Source organism: Neoluteolibacter marinus, assembly GCF_014904755.1.
Classification (GTDB): domain Bacteria; phylum Verrucomicrobiota; class Verrucomicrobiia; order Verrucomicrobiales; family Akkermansiaceae; genus Haloferula; species Haloferula marina.
The window spans coordinates 19976-37240 of sequence record NZ_JACZFQ010000048.1 but is presented as its reverse complement, the minus strand read 5'-3'; the positions used below and the strand labels follow the sequence as shown (position 1 = coordinate 37240).

Genomic DNA, 17265 nt, shown 5'->3' with positions numbered 1-17265 from the left:
CTCACTCGAACCGGATGAAATCATAGTTGCTGCCCGACAAGCTGCGGGTCCGGGCGCAAGCCTCGAACCCTTCGCGGCTGCCTACGTCGTTGGTGTTCCCTTCGATGGTCTCGAAGAGGTCGCCGTCGCCACCGAGGCTGAACCCGGTGTGGGTCCAGTCCGTCGAGGTCCGGCGGCGCAGGAAGACCCCGCAGTCTCCGAAGTCACGCCACTTGAACTTGCCCGACGAGAGGGATGATTCCGGGACGAACAAACCCGCGGCCTTCGCCTGGTTGGCGAGCGAATCGCAGGATTCCGAACCTTCCAGCGGTGGCTGGTGGCCGCGATAGAAACAGGCCTGCTTCATGATCAAGGTCACGAAGCCGGCGCACCAGGCCCAGTTCCTGCCGTCGTTGCCGCGGCAATAGAGCCGGACCCAGGGACCCCGGTTGTCCCCGCCAATCTCGACCGGGTGCTCCTTGAGATGTTGCCGGGCAACTTCGCGGATCGTTGCCGCGAGCGACTTGCCCTTCACTCCCTTCGGTTCGCCCATCGCCCTCCGCAATGGAGCGACCAGCGTCTCCCAGGTCCTGGAATCGACCGAGCCGGTCGCCTTGATCCGGTGTTTCTTCTGGAAATTCTCCACGCATCTCCGGGTGGCCGGGCCAAAATCCTCGTCGATGCTGGTGCGGAAGCCGTGGTGCCACAACCACTCCTGCACCCGGCGCACCCGCACGCCCTTGTCGCCGCCGGAGATTTCCTTGTCCGGCATGTCGACCTCGCGCCGGATGTAGGCGGGCACGTTGTCCAGATCGATGGATGTCGGTGGACCCTCGGTGATCACCGGCGAGACGGTGGCTGGCTCCAGGAATCTCGAGTGGGCGTAGCCCCGGAGCGGCCCGCTTTCCATCGCCGCTTCGATCTCCGACCAGCTGCCGGATTCGGAAATGCGCTGGACCAGCTGGCCCGGCGGCATCCGGACGATCTCGTCATGCTGCGTGCCGGGGCCGGTGCGCAAGCTGAGGAAGGAGTTCACGGCGACCCGGCAGAGCTGGAGGGTGATGCCGATCGGCACCGGGATCACCGTGGTGGATATCGCGGGTTCGGGCGTATCGACCGCGGGGGCAGGGTTCGGGATCGATTGCGCGATCTTGAGGAACTCGGCGATGTTCTCCCCGTAGTACTTGCCGTTGGATTTGTAGCCCTGCTTGAGTCCCTTCGCCGGGTCGGCCTTGCCCTTGTTGTAGGCGATCGCCACCAGGGCCTTCTCGAAGTCGGTGAGTTCGGTCTTGGAGTTCCATTTCATCCGCCCCTGGGCGGCGAGGAGTTCCTTCACGCAGAGGAACACGCAGATGTCGAAGACGTGCCATTTCTTCTGCAGGAAGTAATCGGGGTCCTCCTTGAAGAACTGGAGGTCGTACTGGAAGATCCCGAACCCGTGGCAAAACTTGTCCGGGTTTTTCTTCGCGAGGTTGCCGAGGGTCTTGTCGTAATTGCCCACGTGTTCGAGGGCACTGCGGGCGATCCTGAACATCGCCTTGCCGTTGTCAGCCTGCTCAAGGTCACGGCGGGTCTTGGGAAAGGCCGACCGCTTCGGTTGGTCGAGCGTGTCGCCGGTGCAGATCGCGAGGATTTCCGGAACCGTCAGGTTCTTGATCTGCGGGCCCCACAGGTAGCCGGTTTCCTGATAGGCGATGGCGGCGAGAAGGTCGATGCAGTAGGGGGTTCCGCGGACGGCGGCTTCCAGTTCATGGCGGAACGTTGACTTGAACCAGGCGATCCGGTCTTTCGAGATATGGGGGGGCATATCGGTGTGATTTTGAATTCATTCGGAGATAAGGGGTAGAACAGGGGCGGTGAAAAGGCATTTCTTTAAAAAATCCAGAGATCATGGCGGTTGCGGTGTTAACTGATTGATTTGGCTTGATTCTAGGGATGGCTTTTTATTCGGGGGTATTGAGTAACTTGAATGGGAGACATGCGTTGTTTGTGCTGGATGCTCCTGACAGAAATCGCTCGGATGAGTGAGCGTCAATTCAGAGGTTTATCGTGAAAGATGATAACAAAATCCTGAAGATTCGTGCCGCCCGGGCTGCAATGAGGGTTTGGCCGGCATTCTGTGGTCTTGAAGCGGTCAGTAATTCGCATGAACAGATCAGGGAGTGCTTGAGAGCAGCTTTTCTCCTGCCTTGGTCCTCGCTGTTTCACTCGGAGCTATTTGATGAAACGCAGGCGAGACGATTGGTTCACGAGCTGGCTGCTATTTCTGGTTCTGAGGCCGCATCCGCCAGATCCGCGGCCGTCGCTGCAGCCAATGCCTATGAATCCTCGATGAACAATCGGTTTGCATCCCGTGCTGCCGCCGCCGCGGATGCGGCCGCCGCAACAGCCGCTCAATTAGCCGCGAACCTTGCGGCTTCCGATGCCACTGAGGCTGAGGCCGCGACTCGTGCGGCTGCTGCGGCGGACGCTGCATCATCCAGAGTCGAATCAGTCCACGCATCGACTTACATTCGTCGCTATCTGTGGGATGGGGCGGCAGCAAGGAAACTTGAGCGGTCCTGGCGTCCGGTCGTCCTGCGTTGGGAAAAACTCATGCGATCCCTCGATTTGGGAGTTTGGATCGATCACTATCAGCAAGCTTGTGATGGCAGACTCACGGAGGAAGACATTCGCGGTTGGTTCGCGGAAGAGGGCTCTGAAGGACCTGCAACGGTCCAGGACCCGGCCGTTGCCGCCGAGTGGCTCTACCACGCCGCGTTCGATCCCTCGACACCCTGGTCGTTGGCTGGGGATCTGGATCCGGAGGCAATCCGTGGAGCGCTGGGAAGGATCGGGTCGCACGGACTTTCGATCGAAGCCCATCTGGCGGAGATGAAGGGGAGCATGCACAGGCCGCCGCCGGATCCGCTCTGGCTCGCTTGGTTCGCTGAGGTCAAGTGGGATGAGGTGCGGCCGCTGTTCGTGGCGGGAGGAGGCAAGGGTGACCGCAGTCCCGTCCGGAAAAAGAAATGAAGGCGAGGGGATACGAGGCATTGCAGGCGAGCATTCGCGCGGGCCAGGCGGTGTTTTTCTTCGGTGCGGGGATGTCGATCGACGGCGAGGGAAATACGGCGGCGCGGCTGATCCGGCGGTTGCTGATCCGCTTCCGGGCGATGACCCGTCTCTGCATCGAAGAGAGGATTGATCCCGAAATCGCGTTGGAACTACGTCGTGATTTTTACGAGACCTTCCTGTTGCCCAGGATCCGGCGCGGAAAGATCCGTCTCGCCCTACGGGAAGGATCGACGGTCCATCAAGCGCTTGAGCGCTACCTCGACGGCAAGGTGATGGACGTGCTCTGCGAGCGCTACTACGATTTCAACGAGTGGATCTGCCTGGCCTATCAGCGCTTGATGCCGTCGCTGGAAGGGGAGGCGCCGGAGGAAACCGCCCGGCGGATCGCGGCGATCGCGCGGCGGGAGGCGGCGTGGATGAAGCGCTGGGGCAAGGGGGACGCCGTGGCCCTGCAGGAGATCGACCCGGTCCTGATTGAAGCAGCCGGGAAGGAGCAGGTGTCAGGCAAGGTCGGGGCGGGCAAAGCCTTGTTCCTGGACACGATGGGTTTCCGTGAGCAGCCGCGGATCATGGGTGGCGCGCCGCTGGTGGACGATCTCGAAGCGGTGGAACTAAGCTACCGCCACAAGCTCCAGGAGCGACATTGGGTCGTGGCCCGCTTCGCGCGCGAGGGCTGGTGCCCGCTGTTGGTCACGACGAACTTCGACCGCTTGTTGGAAGGGGCGCTGCGCTTGTCGGGATTCCATCGGCCGGGAGAGACGAACGGCAGGTTGCCGCCACTGCCGGTACCGGCATGGGTGACGGTGGCGTCACCGACCTCGTTCTTCACCGCAGGGGGCCGGGGCAGGACCGCAACCCTGCTGAAGCTGCACGGCTGCGGCATGGAATACGAGAAACGTCGTGGCGAGGCCAACTGGTCCAGCTATTTGCCGCGGATGGTATTCACCTTCCGCGAGATCCAGAACTGGCGGGAGGACGCGTGGTCACGGGACTTCCTGCGGACGCTTTTGCGCAGCCGGGTGATGGTGTTCTGCGGTTACAGCATGCGGGATCCCGTCATCCATGACACCCTGAGGTCGGTGTATGAAGAGATGGGGCGCGAGTGGCTCAAGGATCCGGCCAAGGCTTGCAACGCGGACCACTGCGCGCCGGCCTATGTGCTGGCGGCTGGCGGCAACAACCACGATTTCCACGGGCTGGAAGTGTTGCGAGCCGCCACCACGGCCGCTGCCGGAAAGACCTGCACCCGGGATGCCAAGCATCCGAATTACCTGAGGCATCGCTTCCGTGGCAAGCGTCTCGGCCTGGGTCCATTGCCCGACACGGACGATGTGTTCCTGTGGACCTATCACCGGGCGTACCGCGAGGCCCAGGCCGAATGGCTGGAGCAGGAAATTCACGCGGTCCTGACAAAGTCGCTCAACCGCAGGCCGGATGGCTTGCTGGTGCAGCGGGTGCTGGACCGCTTCGCGGACAAGCTCAAGGCGGAAGCGGTCGACGGGGAAGCCTTGATGGCGGGGCCAACCGACCAGTTCCAGCTGTACCGGATCATCCGGTGGAGCTACCGTTTTCATCCGAACCTCCTGCGTGAATTCGCCTGCCTGGAGGCGGGTCAGCGCGGCGCGGAGTACCGCGGCTGGCTACGGGAGATGCGATCGACCGAGCACTATTACTTTCCGGCATCCGCCCGGCCGGCGTGGACCGTGACCGGGGTGCTGCTGGAGCTCGCGATGGATCGGATCGCGGCGGCCGCCGGCTGCGAGGTTTTTCCGGGCCTTTCAAACCGCCCGGCCTTGCTGTTCCAGAACAGAGGCGGATCCAAATGGGCGAGCACCCGTCTGCCAAGTGAGCTGATCATCCAACAGGCCAGCCTTCCTGGCGATGGGGCGCCGCTCCGGTCGCGTGGTGCGAGAATGGTCCAGACGGTGTGGGAACTTGGTCCCTCCTCTTGTCCGTGGCCGGTTGGCGCCAAGGAAGCGGGCGAGCCGGAAAAGTTCCGGCGGCCCTTTCACCGGGCGAAGGGCAAGGCTCCGGGCATGGAGCAGCTCTGGGAATGGGCTTCGGCCGATTCGCCGGCGGGTGGGCTGGAACGCGCGTTGCGGTGGGTCGGACTCAACCAAGGAAACCAAGATCATGGGTAAAAGCGGATACACGCGGAAGGAGTGTGGCCAGCGATTGGCGGCGAGCCTGGAGGAGCAACTCGGCTTGTACCGCGAGGACCCGGCAAGGTCGGAATTGAAGATCCGTGAATGGCCGGAGCGCGAGGCATGGGAGAAGGACAAGGCGCCTGGAGAGATGAACCGTCCGGCCCTGGTCACCGCGGAGGGAGGCAAGTCTCTCGATCTGGTGGTGGCGGATGCGGCGAGATTCCCTGCGGATGCCTTGATCCTGGACCGCGAGCTCCGGACCTTGGGACTCATCCACTACCTCGACGGCGACGATGCCGGGAAAGTAGAACTCATTCTCGAGCAAGCGGCCTATCTCCGTCATCTGCTCGACGAGCAGGCCGAAGCCAATGAGCCCAAGATCATGGTGGAGGTGGTGCTGGTGGTCCTTCGCTGGGACAAGCAGGCCGAAGCCGTGGCAAAGGCCCTGCGGGAGATCAGCTCGTCCACCTCGATCCTGCACTCGATCGGGGTCAGCCTGTTGAAGGCGGAGCATCACGGGGATGGGGCGGCCTTGCGCCGGGCGTTTTCATGGATGCTTGGTTCGACGCGGAAATGGATGGCAGGTCTTCCCGGATCCGCTGGCGGGGTGAACGCGAAGCCCCGGTTGACGGAGCTGGTGTTGGAACATTTCCGGGTCTCCGGCGAGCGGCGCTGGTTGCTGGAGCCCCGCGACGGGAGGTTGGCCGAAAGGGTCGTGGTGGTGCATGGGCCCAACGGCAGCGGTAAATCGAGCCTGGTCGAATCGCTCGAGCTGCTGGTGACCGGAAAGATCGCCCGGATCGAACGCGAGCGGGAAAGGCGGGGGCAGCCGGGCGAGCAGGGGATCTCCTACCGCAACGTGCTGACCCACGGCGGCCCCGGCTCCGGGCGGACGCTGAGGATCGAGGCGAGGTTTTCGGACGGGCCGGCGGCACGGCGCTTCACGGTGGAGGAGAACGGTTGCATTGATCCGTTGGGGCAGGGGTTTCGTGCGGCGGGCTTCCGGTTGGACCAGCGGATGTCGAACGACCTGATCTTCGGCACCCCGGGGCAGCGGGCGGCGATCCTGCTCGATGCCTTTTTCCCCGAGGAGCGGGAGAAGATCCGGCGTTTCCGCCGGGCCGAGGAGCAGTACCGGGAGGTACTTGCCGCCATCCCGCCGGCTTTGATCGAGGAACATGGTGGGGAGGATGCTTTGCCCGAAGGTTGGAGTGATATCGCGCCCATGGCGATGCCGGCGGCCTACGTGCCCTTGGTGGCGGATGCCCTTCATCTCATCGAGGACTGGATGGATCGCCTCACCGGGGAGGGCGCCCGGGAGGAACAATGGCGGAGTTTCCTGCACTGGGTCGATCTGACCACCCGCCATGCGGAGGTGGCGGGAGAAGCGCTCGAGCGGCTTTCCCGCTCCAAGATTATCAGAGCGCGGATGGGACGGAGCCGTACCCGCGGTGGCTTTGAAACGCTTCACAACGAATGGCTCCGCTCCTTGGCTAAAATCGATCTACTACGGCGAGAGCTGGTCGTCACCCGGACGCTGGTGCGGGCGCGGAAACTGGGATGGAAGAGCGAGCCGAAATTGTTCGCGGGCATTCGCGAACGGACCGGGAGCCGGCAGACGGAGTTGGAGAACCAGATCGCAAGCCTGGAGAGCCGCATCGATGAACTGGCGACGGAGCTTGCGGATATCCAGCGAGGTGAGACCGGACACGACCCTGAGGCCGCGAGTTTGTCGGCCGAGGAGGTGGAAGCCCTGGACGGAGTGGGCCGCTACCTGGACTTGACCTTGCCCGGAACCACCGGCTTCGGGCAATTGCTGAAGTCATGGATCGACGGGCATCCGGTTCACGAACCGGAGACCGGCGGGAAATGGGACTTCCGTGATCTGATTCGGGATGCGCGCAGGCCGGCTCAGGCACTTGTCCGCTCGATGCGCAGTGTGGCGAGGCGGCGCGAGGCGTTGGAGGCGGCCCCTCCTGCGATCGTCGCGGCGATCGAGAAGCTGAAGCAAGTCCGTGGCGACCTCCATGAACATGATGCGGGGATCATCGAATCCCTGCAGGAGCGGGTGAAAGGGGGCTTGAGTCCGGTCCTGAATGAACTGATGGCGATCATGACACCTGCCCGCTGGGCCTACGAGGATGTTAGCATGGCGACCAACGGCGACGAACTTTCCCTCGACTCGGGCGGCCTCGACGTCGCGGTGAAATTGAACACCGCCGAGCTGAACACACTCAGTCTGGCGATGTTCCTGGCACTGGCAATGGGACGGAAGGACAACCCGCTGCAGATGGTCGTTCTCGACGACCCGTTCGAGAACATGGACGAACTGACCACGATCACCGTGGCCCGCGCGATCTGCCGTTTGAACCGCCTGTGGGGCCGCTTTCCCTACTACCGGGACTGGCGTCTGGTGTTGATGCTCCACGGTGCCGAAAACGTCGAGCGGATCCGTGAGGAAGTCCCGTGCGAGGTCTACTTCCTGCCATGGCTGGTGCCCGGTGACGCGATTGGAAATCCCCCGGGCGAAACCGAGATCGACAGGGAATCGACGATGCTGGAGATGCGCGAAAGCAAGCTGCCGCTCATCGAGCAGGGACCTTGAGAGCGGACCGGTCCACCGCGGTCCCGGGATCCCGGCCGGCATTCCGGTGGTCAGGTGCTCCGGGCAACGACACCATGTCCGGCGTGGTTCTTGTCCGCTGCAATACATTGACAGAGGGCAAGGGATCGACGAATCACCAAGGCGGGAGCCGTCAGCGCACGGTTTTTCCGTGGCAGCGGTACAGCAGTGACAACGACTCCCGAGGAATTCCCCGTTTGATTGACTCCATTCCCGATGATTCTCCGGCTCTTCAAACGGGTTGAGCCGGGCATCGCCAACCTTCTGATCCACCGAATGTCCCCCCGTTCTTGTGTCCTGATGTTGCTGGCGTTCTGTTCAGGATGCCTTGTCGCCACGGCAGCTGTGCCTCATCTCGTGAAGGATATCAATCCCTCCACGGGGACCGTCGGAAGCGATCCTACGGAGATCTTCGTGGACGGGAATGATGTCTATCTGAGCGTGAAAGACCCCATCAACGGGTATCATCTCAAGACAAGCGACGGAACTGCCGAGGGGACGTCCCTGTTCAAAACATTTCCCAAATATTTCGTGGTCAAGTGGGCGCCCAGGGAATTCGCCCGGATGGGCGCCAACATCTACTTTTCGTCGGAACTCGAGCCGGGGAAGACCCTGTGGAAGTGCGATGGCACGGAGAAGGGGACCGTGCCCCTGGAAACGGGGGCCGCGTCCAGCGCCAGTCTCCTAACTCCAGCCGGCAACCTCCTGTTTTTCGTGGCCGGGCTCCAGGGCAATGGCAGCGAGCTCTGGGTCAGCGATGGTACCGATGCTGGTACCCACATGGTCAAGGACATCAATCCAGGGCCATCGTCTTCCCGTCCGCACGATCTGAGGGTGTTGGGAGGAATGCTCTACTTCTTTGCAGACGACGGGGTGAATGGAACGGAGCTTTGGTCGAGCGATGGCACTGAGGCCGGAACGCAAATGGTGAAGGCGGTGGTTCCTCCCGTCGGCGTCGACGACGGCTATCCGAATCAACTGCTTGTGTTGGGGGACCAGCTGGTTTTCCGCGCCGACGACGGCATTCATGGGCCGCAAGTTTGGTTCAGCGACGGCACCGAAGCGGGAACGCGAATGATCGAGGTCACCGGGCGAAAGTCGTCGGGTTTGATCGATGATGATCTGGCGGTCATGGATGATTGCGTTTATTACCACTCGAACGATGGGATCCATGGTCCTGAGCTCTGGAAGAGCGACGGAACGGCGGACGGGACGATGATGGTGAAGGATCTCTCGCCGGATCCGAGCAATCCGCGCTGCCTGGGAGCGGTGGGCTCCCGGTTGTTTTTCACGGTGGAAACCTCCGCGTATGGGCGGGAAATGTGGGTCACGGACGGAACCGACGAAGGTTCGTTGCCGTTGCCGGAATTCCGGTCCGGCAGGGACGGAATCAGAATCACCAACCGTGAAATAGAGCATGTGGCTTCCGGCGGCTTGTTTTACTATGTTGTCACCGACGGGATCGGCGACTCGGAACTTTGGCGAAGTGACGGGACGGGTGCGGGTACATTCTTCCTGACGACCGTCCAGTCCCGGGAGAACCGGAACACTCCTGCATTGCTGCGGCCTTTCAAGGGAGGGATCGTCTTCGCCGCCAATGACGGGATCCATGGAACCGAGGTGTGGCTCTCCGACGGCAGCGTCGCAGGGACCCGCATGCTGGCGGATCTGGATCCGTCACCGGGAAGTGCCTTGTGGTCGAGTCTTTCCAGCAATAGTGCTGCTGTTGGTGAGACCATCTACTTTTCAGCGAGCGATGCAGAGCATGGACTCGAACTTTGGGTGAGTAATGGCACCGAGGATGGCACGAGGATGGTGGCCGACATTTGGGAGGGGCAGAGAGGGTCGGATCCGAGTGCCATCACCGCCGTCGGTGACCTCGTTTTCTTCATTGCGAATCACCCGCAATACGGCAGGGAGCTTTGGAAAAGCGATGGCACTGCCGGGGGAACCGAGCTGGTGATCGAGATGTATCCGGGTACCCGAAGCTCTCAATTGACCAACCTCTGCGCCCACGACGGCAGGCTCTACTTCCTGTTTTCCGCGTTTTCCCTCTGGTGTGTCGACACTCGCAGGGAAGGCACGCTGGAAGCGACGAACATCACCCCCGACTCCGTATTTGCAGTCTCGGGTCCGCTGATAGCATGGCGTGATCACATCTACTTTTCCGCCTCCACTCCGGAGTCTGGAAAGGAGCTGTGGCGGAGCGACGGTACGAAGGAAGGCACCCGGTTGCTGGTCGATATCGTGCCAGGGGCCCTGTCATCGGACCCTTGGTCCTGGGGGCCTGCAGGGGAATTTTTCTACTTCCAAGCGGGCAACGGTGTCAACGGGGACGAGCTTTGGCGCAGCGACGGATCGGCCGATGGAACCAGTATTGTTCAGGATGTGGCGCCTGGATACGCCTCAAGCATCTACCCCGTCTTACCCCGCACGGCGGTGGGTTCGAAAATGTACTTTGTTGCGGACGACGGCGTGTCAGGACGGCAGATATGGGTGACCGACTCGAACGGGATCGGCGCCACCCGGCTCACGGCCTTTGAACACAGGGCCCCTTTCCCATCCGGTCCGTCGCTGCTAGGTGGCCATGAAGGAAAGCTCTACTTCACCGAGGAGGACGAGTCTGGGATTTACGATCTTTGGAGTAGCGACGGGACCGCGGGCGGAACATTGAAGGTGAGGGCGTCCGTTGACGGCGGACCGAGAACGCCACGCGACATCACGAGTGCTGGCGATCGGGCCTATTTTACCGCAATTTCTCCTGTCGAACGCAAACAATTGCTCTGGCGTTGCGATGGAACCGCGGAATCCACGGTTCCCATTGCGGGGCAGTTCGACACCTCAACCGGCTTTGTGATCAACGCGATGATCGCGACGGAAAATAGACTGTTTCTGGATGTCGAAACCGTGGAGTCGGGAAGGGAACTCTGGACGCTGGCGCTGGAGCCCGGGATGTCCGTCGAGCAGGCCACCGGGGACAGTCTGGCTCCGGTCGGGGAAGAGGTTGTCTGGGATCTGAGCAATCCGGACGACATCGAGCGGAACTTCGTTGTTCGCAATACCGGGGAGTATGATCTTGAGGATCTCAAGGTGGAGCTTGTTCCTCCGGACACCGGCGCCTATCGGCTCGACCTCGATTCGCTGGCGGGTTCGCTGCTCCCGGACGGCAGCACAGCTTTCGCCGTCAGCCGAACGGGTATGGCAGGATCCGGGAAGGTGAAGCTCGTTGTGTCCAGTTCCACCGGGGAGATCGCTCAGGTTGAAGTTGCCTTCACCGAGTATCTTCCTCTTCCCGATCTGTCATGGGATGCTTCCGAACTTCACCTCAATCGCCAGACGGGCCTCTTCGAGCTGACGCTTGTCCTGACCAATTCTCATCCGGTTGCGGTCGGCGGCTTTGAGATCAATGTCAGCAATCTCCCCGATGGAGTGACATTTTATGGGGCCGACGCGGACGGCAGCCTGCAATATCCGGGAACCATCGCCGCTGGTAGCAGCGTGAGTATGGTCCTGGAGTTTCATGCGACGTCCAGGAATCCGGGCACCTTCGAACCATCGATTGTCGTGCGAGCCTCTGCACCGGAGTTGACGGACGGCACGGGCGACTTGTCGCCCATCGAGCGCATCGCCTTCCGGGACGACGGCGTTTTCATCGATTTCCACGCCATTCCCTCCAGGTCTTACCGACTTGAGTACAGTGAGGACGGCCGGACGTGGACCAGGTCTTCGGTGGCGATGGTCGCAGGCGCGGAACATGTCCAGGTGGTTGACCGTGGTCCGCCACTCACGGAATCACCCCCCGATCAGGCGCCCTGCCGCTTCTACCGGATCCGGGAAGAAGGGAATCGCTAGTTCGAGGGGACCACGCTCGCGCTGTTGGCGAAGGATCGCCCTTGGAGATGCGGAGCTGTGGGAAGCCCGGAATTCCGCTTCACTCAGGGCGACTTGCGGTAGGTGACCAAGGGCGGTCGCGCGCCTTCGGACACGACGTGGAGGGCGGTTGCGTCGCGGTCGAAGGCGATGGCTTCCGCCTGGCTCAGGTTGTGGCCGGGAAGGAGGACCGGGTCCCTTGAGAAGGCCGTGTCCCACGACTCGCCGGGTTTGCGGGGAAAAAGGAATGCCCCGCAGTAGGTGACCACGGCGGCGAGGGAGCCGTCGGGGCTGATGTCGAAACCGGTGGGCTGGCGGCCGAAGGGATTCAGCGAGCGTCCTTTCGGCAGGGGGCGGGCGATGGTGCCGATCTTCCGGGCGATCTGGACGTCGGAGCTCGGCGGACGGAGCGGGAGCTCGTAAAGGACGGGCGGGCGGGTGCGCTTGCTGATCAGGATGACCTTGGCGGCCTTTTCGTCGACAGCGACCGACTCGCAGTCGCGGGGGCCGTCCTCGTAGCGGAAACGGAGTGTCCATGCGGGAGCCACGCTTAGCGCGCCAGGGGACGGCTCGGGCACGACGTAGAGCGTGGCATCGGGCCGCTTGTTGGTGTTGTCGCCGGTGTCGGCGATGAGCAGGTAGGGTTTGCCACCGAGTTTGAAAGAGGCGAGGTCTTCCCAGTCGAGGTTCCGGGCTCCTTGGATCAGCGTCTTGCCGCGGGACGTGCCGTCGCTGCCGGCGGCGTGGATTTCGGCGGTGCCACCGCTGTCATTGATGAACCAGAGCATGTCCTTCCGGGACACCGACGCCGCGACGCCGCTGGCTTCGGCGATGAACGGCGACTGCAGGCGCACCTTGGCGGCATCGCGGACGAAACCCGCTTCAGGGTCGGCGGCGTGGCCGTTGATACTGGCGATCGCAATCAGGGCGATGAATCGGCAAGCGGGCATGGAGAAGGTTCGGGAAGATCAGCGTGAATGCCAACATTGCTGCATTTCCTCCAGCGAGGGAATGGCGAGTGGCCGCACGATGCGGAAGCCGATGGCCGGCGAGGGCCGCGACGACGAGGTGCGGGCGGCGGAGCGCAGGTCATGCGGTCCCTGGCTCTGGAAGCTCCCGCCGCGAATCACGTGCGGCATCTTGCCGTCGCCCGGGAGCCACGGATCCACAGCGCCGCTGGGCCAGCTGGCGTAGGTGGCGGGGTGGTAGGCGTCGAGGCACCACTCGGCGACGTTGCCGTGCATGTCGTGGATGCCCGCAGGGTTCGCGCGTTGGGTGCCGGTGCGGTGGACGGTGCCGCCTGCGTTCGCCGGGGTCCAGGCGTGGTCGTCGAGGTCGGACGGGTTGTCACCGAAGGCGTAGGCGGTCGTCGTGCCGGCGCGGCATGCGAATTCCCATTCGGCCTCGGTGGGCAGGCGATAGAAATGCCCGGTGCGCGAGGTGAGCCATTCGCAGAATGCGGACGCCTCGTCCTGTGACATCCCGGTGGCGGGCATCCGCGGGTCGGCGGCCGCCGCTTCCGTGGTGAAGATCCGGTAGTCGCCGGTGGTGATCTCGAATTGGCTGATCCAGAACGGCCCGAGCGCGATTTCGGGCCGGGGACCCTCGTCGCGGTCGCGGCGGGCTTCGCTGTCCGGGGAGCCGGGGCTGAAGGGTCCGCCGGCCAGCGGGACCATGGCGATGGCGCCGCGTTTGGTGCCGGGAACGTGTTCCTCGTAGACCATCATCGAAACGGCATCCGGCGGGCTGTCGTCCCTTGCGACGACCATGCGGCGGGTCCTTTCCAAGGCCGCCAGGTCGACGGCCGGCGCGGGCGAATCGACGACGACGGGTGGAGGCGGCGGCGGTTCGACGACAAGGGCCACCGGTGTGGCGGCGGGCATCAGGAGCTGCTTGCCCTGCGCGTCCGGCGGGTAGGGCCGGTCCTCCTTGCAGCCCGCGAGCAGGACGACGGCAAGCAGGGGAAGCCGCTTCATGGTTTCGTGTTAGGCGATGGAGCGGGAGCCGTCCAGCCGGCTTCGGAAAAACGGCGGAGGAGGTGGTCGTGAAGACAGGTGGTCCCGATGGGCTCAGCGGTTTTCTCCTTCTTCTCGCGCATTGGATCGAAAAATCATTTTCAAGGTTAGAACAAGATCTTGGCGGTCGTATCGGCCTGACTTCCCGCTTGCGCTTCCAGAGTCCGTTCTCCGAGTCTCCCGTCCATGGATAAAGCTCCGCCGTCCGCCGTGCTCACCCGTTTGTCGGTGATGATGTTCCTGCAGTTCTTCGCCTGGGGTTCGTGGTTCGCCACCTTGTCGCTGGCGATGGGTGCCAACAACCTCGGGGATTTCATCGGCGGGGCCTATGAGAGCGCGCCGATCGCGGCGATCTTCGCCCCGCTGTTCCTCGGGCTGGTCGCCGACCGCTTGTTCTCCTCGGAGCGGGTGATGGGCGTGCTGATGCTGGCCGGCGGGGTGATCATGGGGGCCATCGCGATGCTCGCACCGCAGGGAGCGGAGAAAGGCGGGCTCATCGTGTGGCTGATGATCGCCTACATGCTCTGCTACATGCCGACCCTGGGGCTGGGGAACACGATCACCTTCACCCACCTGAAGCAGGAGGAATTTCCCAAGGCCCGCGTCTGGGGCACCATCGGCTGGATCGTCGCCGGCCTCGCGCTGGGGGCGGTGGGCTGGTCCGCGTCGCTCAACATTTTCTGGCTGGGCGCGATCTCCAGCGGATTGCTGGGTGTTTACAGTTTCACGCTGCCGCACACCCCGCCGCCGGCGAAGGACAAGCCGCTGGATCCCGGCTCGCTGCTGATGGTCGACGCCTTGAAATTGTTCAAGGATCCCTCCTTCGCAGTCTTCGCCTTGTGCTCGATGCTGATCTGCATCCCGCTGGCCTACTACTACGGCCAGACTTCCGCCTTCCTCGGTGCCGCCAGCTTCAAGGAACCGGCCTCCACCATGACGCTCGGCCAGATGTCGGAGATCGTCTTCATGCTGCTGATCCCGTTCTTCTTCCGGAAGCTCGGGGTCAAGTGGATGCTGTTGATCGGCATGCTGTGCTGGGTCGCCCGCTACGTGCTGTTCGCGTTCGGCGCGCCGGACCAGGTGGCGTGGATGCTGTTGCTCGGGGTGGCGCTCCACGGCATCTGCTACGATTTCTTCTTCGTCACCGGCTTCATCTACACCGACAAGAAGGCGCCGGCGGAAATCCGCGGCCAGGCGCAATCGCTGCTGGTGTTCCTGACCCAGGGGCTCGGGATGTTCTTCGGCTTCCGCATGGCCTTTGGCGGGAACTTCCCGTTCACCACGGCCGCCTTGCCGAACACCTGGGGCGCCTATGGCGCGGCCCCGGCGGGCCAGGGACCGTTGATGGAGCAGGTCAAGGAACTCGGGGCCGGCCAGGCGGCGCCGTCGTTCTTCGACAGCCTCACCGGGATGTTCGGCATGGGCTATCCCGCGGGCACCGACGCCGGGCTCATCGCCACCGCGATGGCGGATTGGAAGCACTACTGGATGTTCCCCGCCGGCATGGCCGCGGTGATTGCCGTGATTTTCTTCGCCGCGTTCTGGGACAAGTCCGCGGACCCCGGCGAAAACCCGAACGATTGACAAACCCATGAACCTGACCCGACGCCAAGCCATCAAGTCGCTCGCCGCCCTGGCGACCATCCAGATCGTCCCCAGTCGCGTGCTGGGCCTCAACGGCCAGACCCCGCCGTCGGGCGAGATCACCAAGGCGATCCTCGGCTGCGGCGGGATTTCCCAGTCGCATCTCGGCATGCCGGGCAAGCTGCTCGCGCTGTGCGATGTCGATGCCGGGCATCTGGCGCAGCGGATGAGCCAGGCGAAAGCGGAGCAAAACGGGATCAAGGGCTACCACGATTTCCGCGAGGTCCTGGAGCGCGACGACATCGACGTCGTCCACGTCGCGACCCCGCCGCACTGGCACGCCTTGATGGCGATCGCCGCGGCGAAGTCGGGCAAGGACGTCTGGTGCGAGAAGCCGATGAGCCGGACGATCGGCGAAGGCGTGGCGATGAAGGAGGCGGTGGAGAAATACGAGCGCGTGTTCCGCCTCAACACCTGGTTCCGGTTCAAGGACGGCTTCTACGGGATGGGCGTGCCGGTGAAGCAGCTGAAGAAAGCGGCGATGCACGACCTGCTCGGCTGGCCGCTCAAGATCACCGTCTCGGGCGTCACCGGCTTCGATTGGAAGCTCGGCATCTGGACCGGCAAGACCAACCTGCCGGTCCAGCCGGTGCCGGAGGGCTTCGACTACGACTTCTGGCTCGGGCCGGCGCCGAAGAAGCCGTATAGCCGGCACCGCACCCACGCCTCGTTCCGAGGCTACTGGGACTACGACGGCGGCGGCCTCGGCGACATGGGCCAGCATTACCTCGATCCGGCCCAGTACATCCTCGGCAAGGACGACACCGCGCCCATTTCGGTGGAGATCGACGCCGACCCGCAGGATGCCGATGCGATCGGCACTTGGCGGCGGATCGAGTTCACCTACGCCGATGGCTGCAAGATCATCCTCGACGGCGAGAACAAGGACAAGGACGCCGCCTACATGGAGGGTCCGAAGGGCAAGATCATGCGCGGCTTCAAGTCGGACATTCCCGACCTTGAGAAGAAGCTCGCCGGGCTGCCCGACCCCGAACCGCAGATCACCGACTTCCACGAAAGCGTGCGCACCCGGAAGAAGTTCGCCCTCAACGAGCAGAACGGTTTCTGGTCCTGCACCATGGTCAACATGGGCGTGACGGCGCACCGTCTGAACAAGAGCCTCAAGTTCGACCCCGAGACCCTGAAATTCGACGACCCGGCGGCCAACGCGCTGATCCATCAGCCGATGCGCGCGCCGTGGAAGATCGAGGTCTGACGCCGGGAGCGCGGAATTCGTTCCGGCCCGCGCTCGGCTTCCCCACCTTCCAAGCGGAATGTACTCCGCGCTCCCGGGGGAGACATTCGATGTTGGACGCCCGTCCATTGGCGTTCATCGTCGGGTCATGAACATCGTCCTCGGCATCACCGGTTCCATCGCCGCCTACAAGGCCGCCGACCTGGCGTCGCAGCTGGTGAAGGACGGCCATGAGGTCCACGCGGTGATGACCCGGGCGGCGACCGAGTTCATCACGCCGCTGACCTTGCAGGTGCTGACCCGCCAGCCGGTGCTGGTGACCCTGGAGGATGAAAAGCAGAGCTGGAAGCCGGGCCACATCGAGCTCGCCGACCACGCCGACCTGTTCCTGGTCGCGCCGGCCAGCGCGGACGTGATCGGGAATTTCGCCAACGGTCTCGCGCCGGATCCGCTGGCCTCCATTTATCTCGCCCTGCCACGTTCGACCCCCGTGCTGATCGCCCCGGCGATGAACGGGAAAATGTGGCAGCACCCGGCCGTGCAGCGAAATGTCGCCCGGCTGGCGGAAGACGGCTGCAAGTTCATCGGTCCAGCAGAGGGTGACCTCGCCTGCGGCTATCAGGGGATCGGGCGGATGGCTCCGGTCGAGGAGATCCTGGCGGCAATCGGGTCGATCTAGTCGCTCCCGCGAAGTCGACTTGAGGGCCGAATGGGCCCCCGTGTCCCCAATTTGAG

At 63.3% G+C, this 17265-nt stretch carries 10 protein-coding genes; 7 read left to right on the top strand and 3 right to left on the bottom strand.

The window, feature by feature from the left end; translation table 11 throughout:
* Position 1: 1 nt before the first annotated feature.
* Positions 2-1786 carry a peptidoglycan-binding protein gene (locus IG178_RS25495; protein ID WP_226895312.1) on the bottom strand — a complete coding sequence of 595 codons (1785 nt, stop codon included), beginning with the start codon at positions 1784-1786 and terminating at the stop codon, positions 2-4.
* A 242-nt stretch (positions 1787-2028) separates the two neighbouring features.
* Between IG178_RS25495 and IG178_RS10915 the strand changes: the two genes are divergently transcribed.
* The 4 genes from IG178_RS10915 (at position 2029) to IG178_RS10900 (ending at position 11658) form a co-directional block, all read left to right on the top strand.
* On the top strand, positions 2029-2994 hold the full coding sequence (locus tag IG178_RS10915) for a hypothetical protein (RefSeq protein WP_193212581.1): 966 nt from the start codon (positions 2029-2031) through the stop codon (positions 2992-2994).
* Positions 2991-5177, top strand: a complete 2187-nt coding sequence (locus IG178_RS10910; RefSeq protein WP_193212580.1) for an SIR2 family NAD-dependent protein deacylase — start codon at positions 2991-2993, stop codon at positions 5175-5177. Before IG178_RS10915 ends, IG178_RS10910 begins: the two co-directional genes overlap by 4 nt.
* On the top strand, positions 5170-7788 hold the full coding sequence (locus tag IG178_RS10905) for an AAA family ATPase (RefSeq protein WP_193212579.1): 2619 nt from the start codon (positions 5170-5172) through the stop codon (positions 7786-7788). Before IG178_RS10910 ends, IG178_RS10905 begins: the two co-directional genes overlap by 8 nt.
* A 234-nt stretch (positions 7789-8022) precedes the next feature.
* Positions 8023-11658, top strand: a complete 3636-nt coding sequence (locus tag IG178_RS10900; RefSeq protein WP_193212578.1) for an ELWxxDGT repeat protein — start codon at positions 8023-8025, stop codon at positions 11656-11658.
* 83 nt (positions 11659-11741) lie between these two features.
* Here the strand turns inward: IG178_RS10900 and IG178_RS10895 are convergent, their stop codons facing one another.
* A complete protein-coding gene (locus tag IG178_RS10895; RefSeq protein ID WP_193212577.1) occupies positions 11742-12626 on the bottom strand; it encodes a hypothetical protein in 885 nt (294 codons plus the stop codon).
* 18 nt (positions 12627-12644) lie between these two features.
* Entirely contained in the window at positions 12645-13652 is a 1008-nt protein-coding gene (locus IG178_RS10890) for a formylglycine-generating enzyme family protein (RefSeq protein WP_193212576.1), read from the bottom strand.
* A gap of 225 nt (positions 13653-13877) precedes the next feature.
* Between IG178_RS10890 and IG178_RS10885 the strand changes: the two genes are divergently transcribed.
* The 3 genes from IG178_RS10885 (at position 13878) to IG178_RS10875 (ending at position 17209) form a co-directional block, all read left to right on the top strand.
* Positions 13878-15275 (top strand): MFS transporter, encoded by a 1398-nt coding sequence (locus IG178_RS10885; RefSeq protein WP_193212575.1) that lies wholly within the window; start codon positions 13878-13880, stop codon positions 15273-15275.
* Positions 15276-15282: 7 nt separating this feature from the next.
* Positions 15283-16551: a Gfo/Idh/MocA family oxidoreductase gene (locus tag IG178_RS10880; RefSeq protein ID WP_193212574.1), complete on the top strand. Its 1269-nt coding sequence runs from the start codon at positions 15283-15285 to the stop codon at positions 16549-16551.
* 127 nt (positions 16552-16678) lie between these two features.
* Positions 16679-17209, top strand: coding sequence for a flavoprotein (locus IG178_RS10875; protein WP_226895311.1), 531 nt, complete (start codon positions 16679-16681; stop codon positions 17207-17209).
* Positions 17210-17265 lie beyond the last annotated feature (56 nt).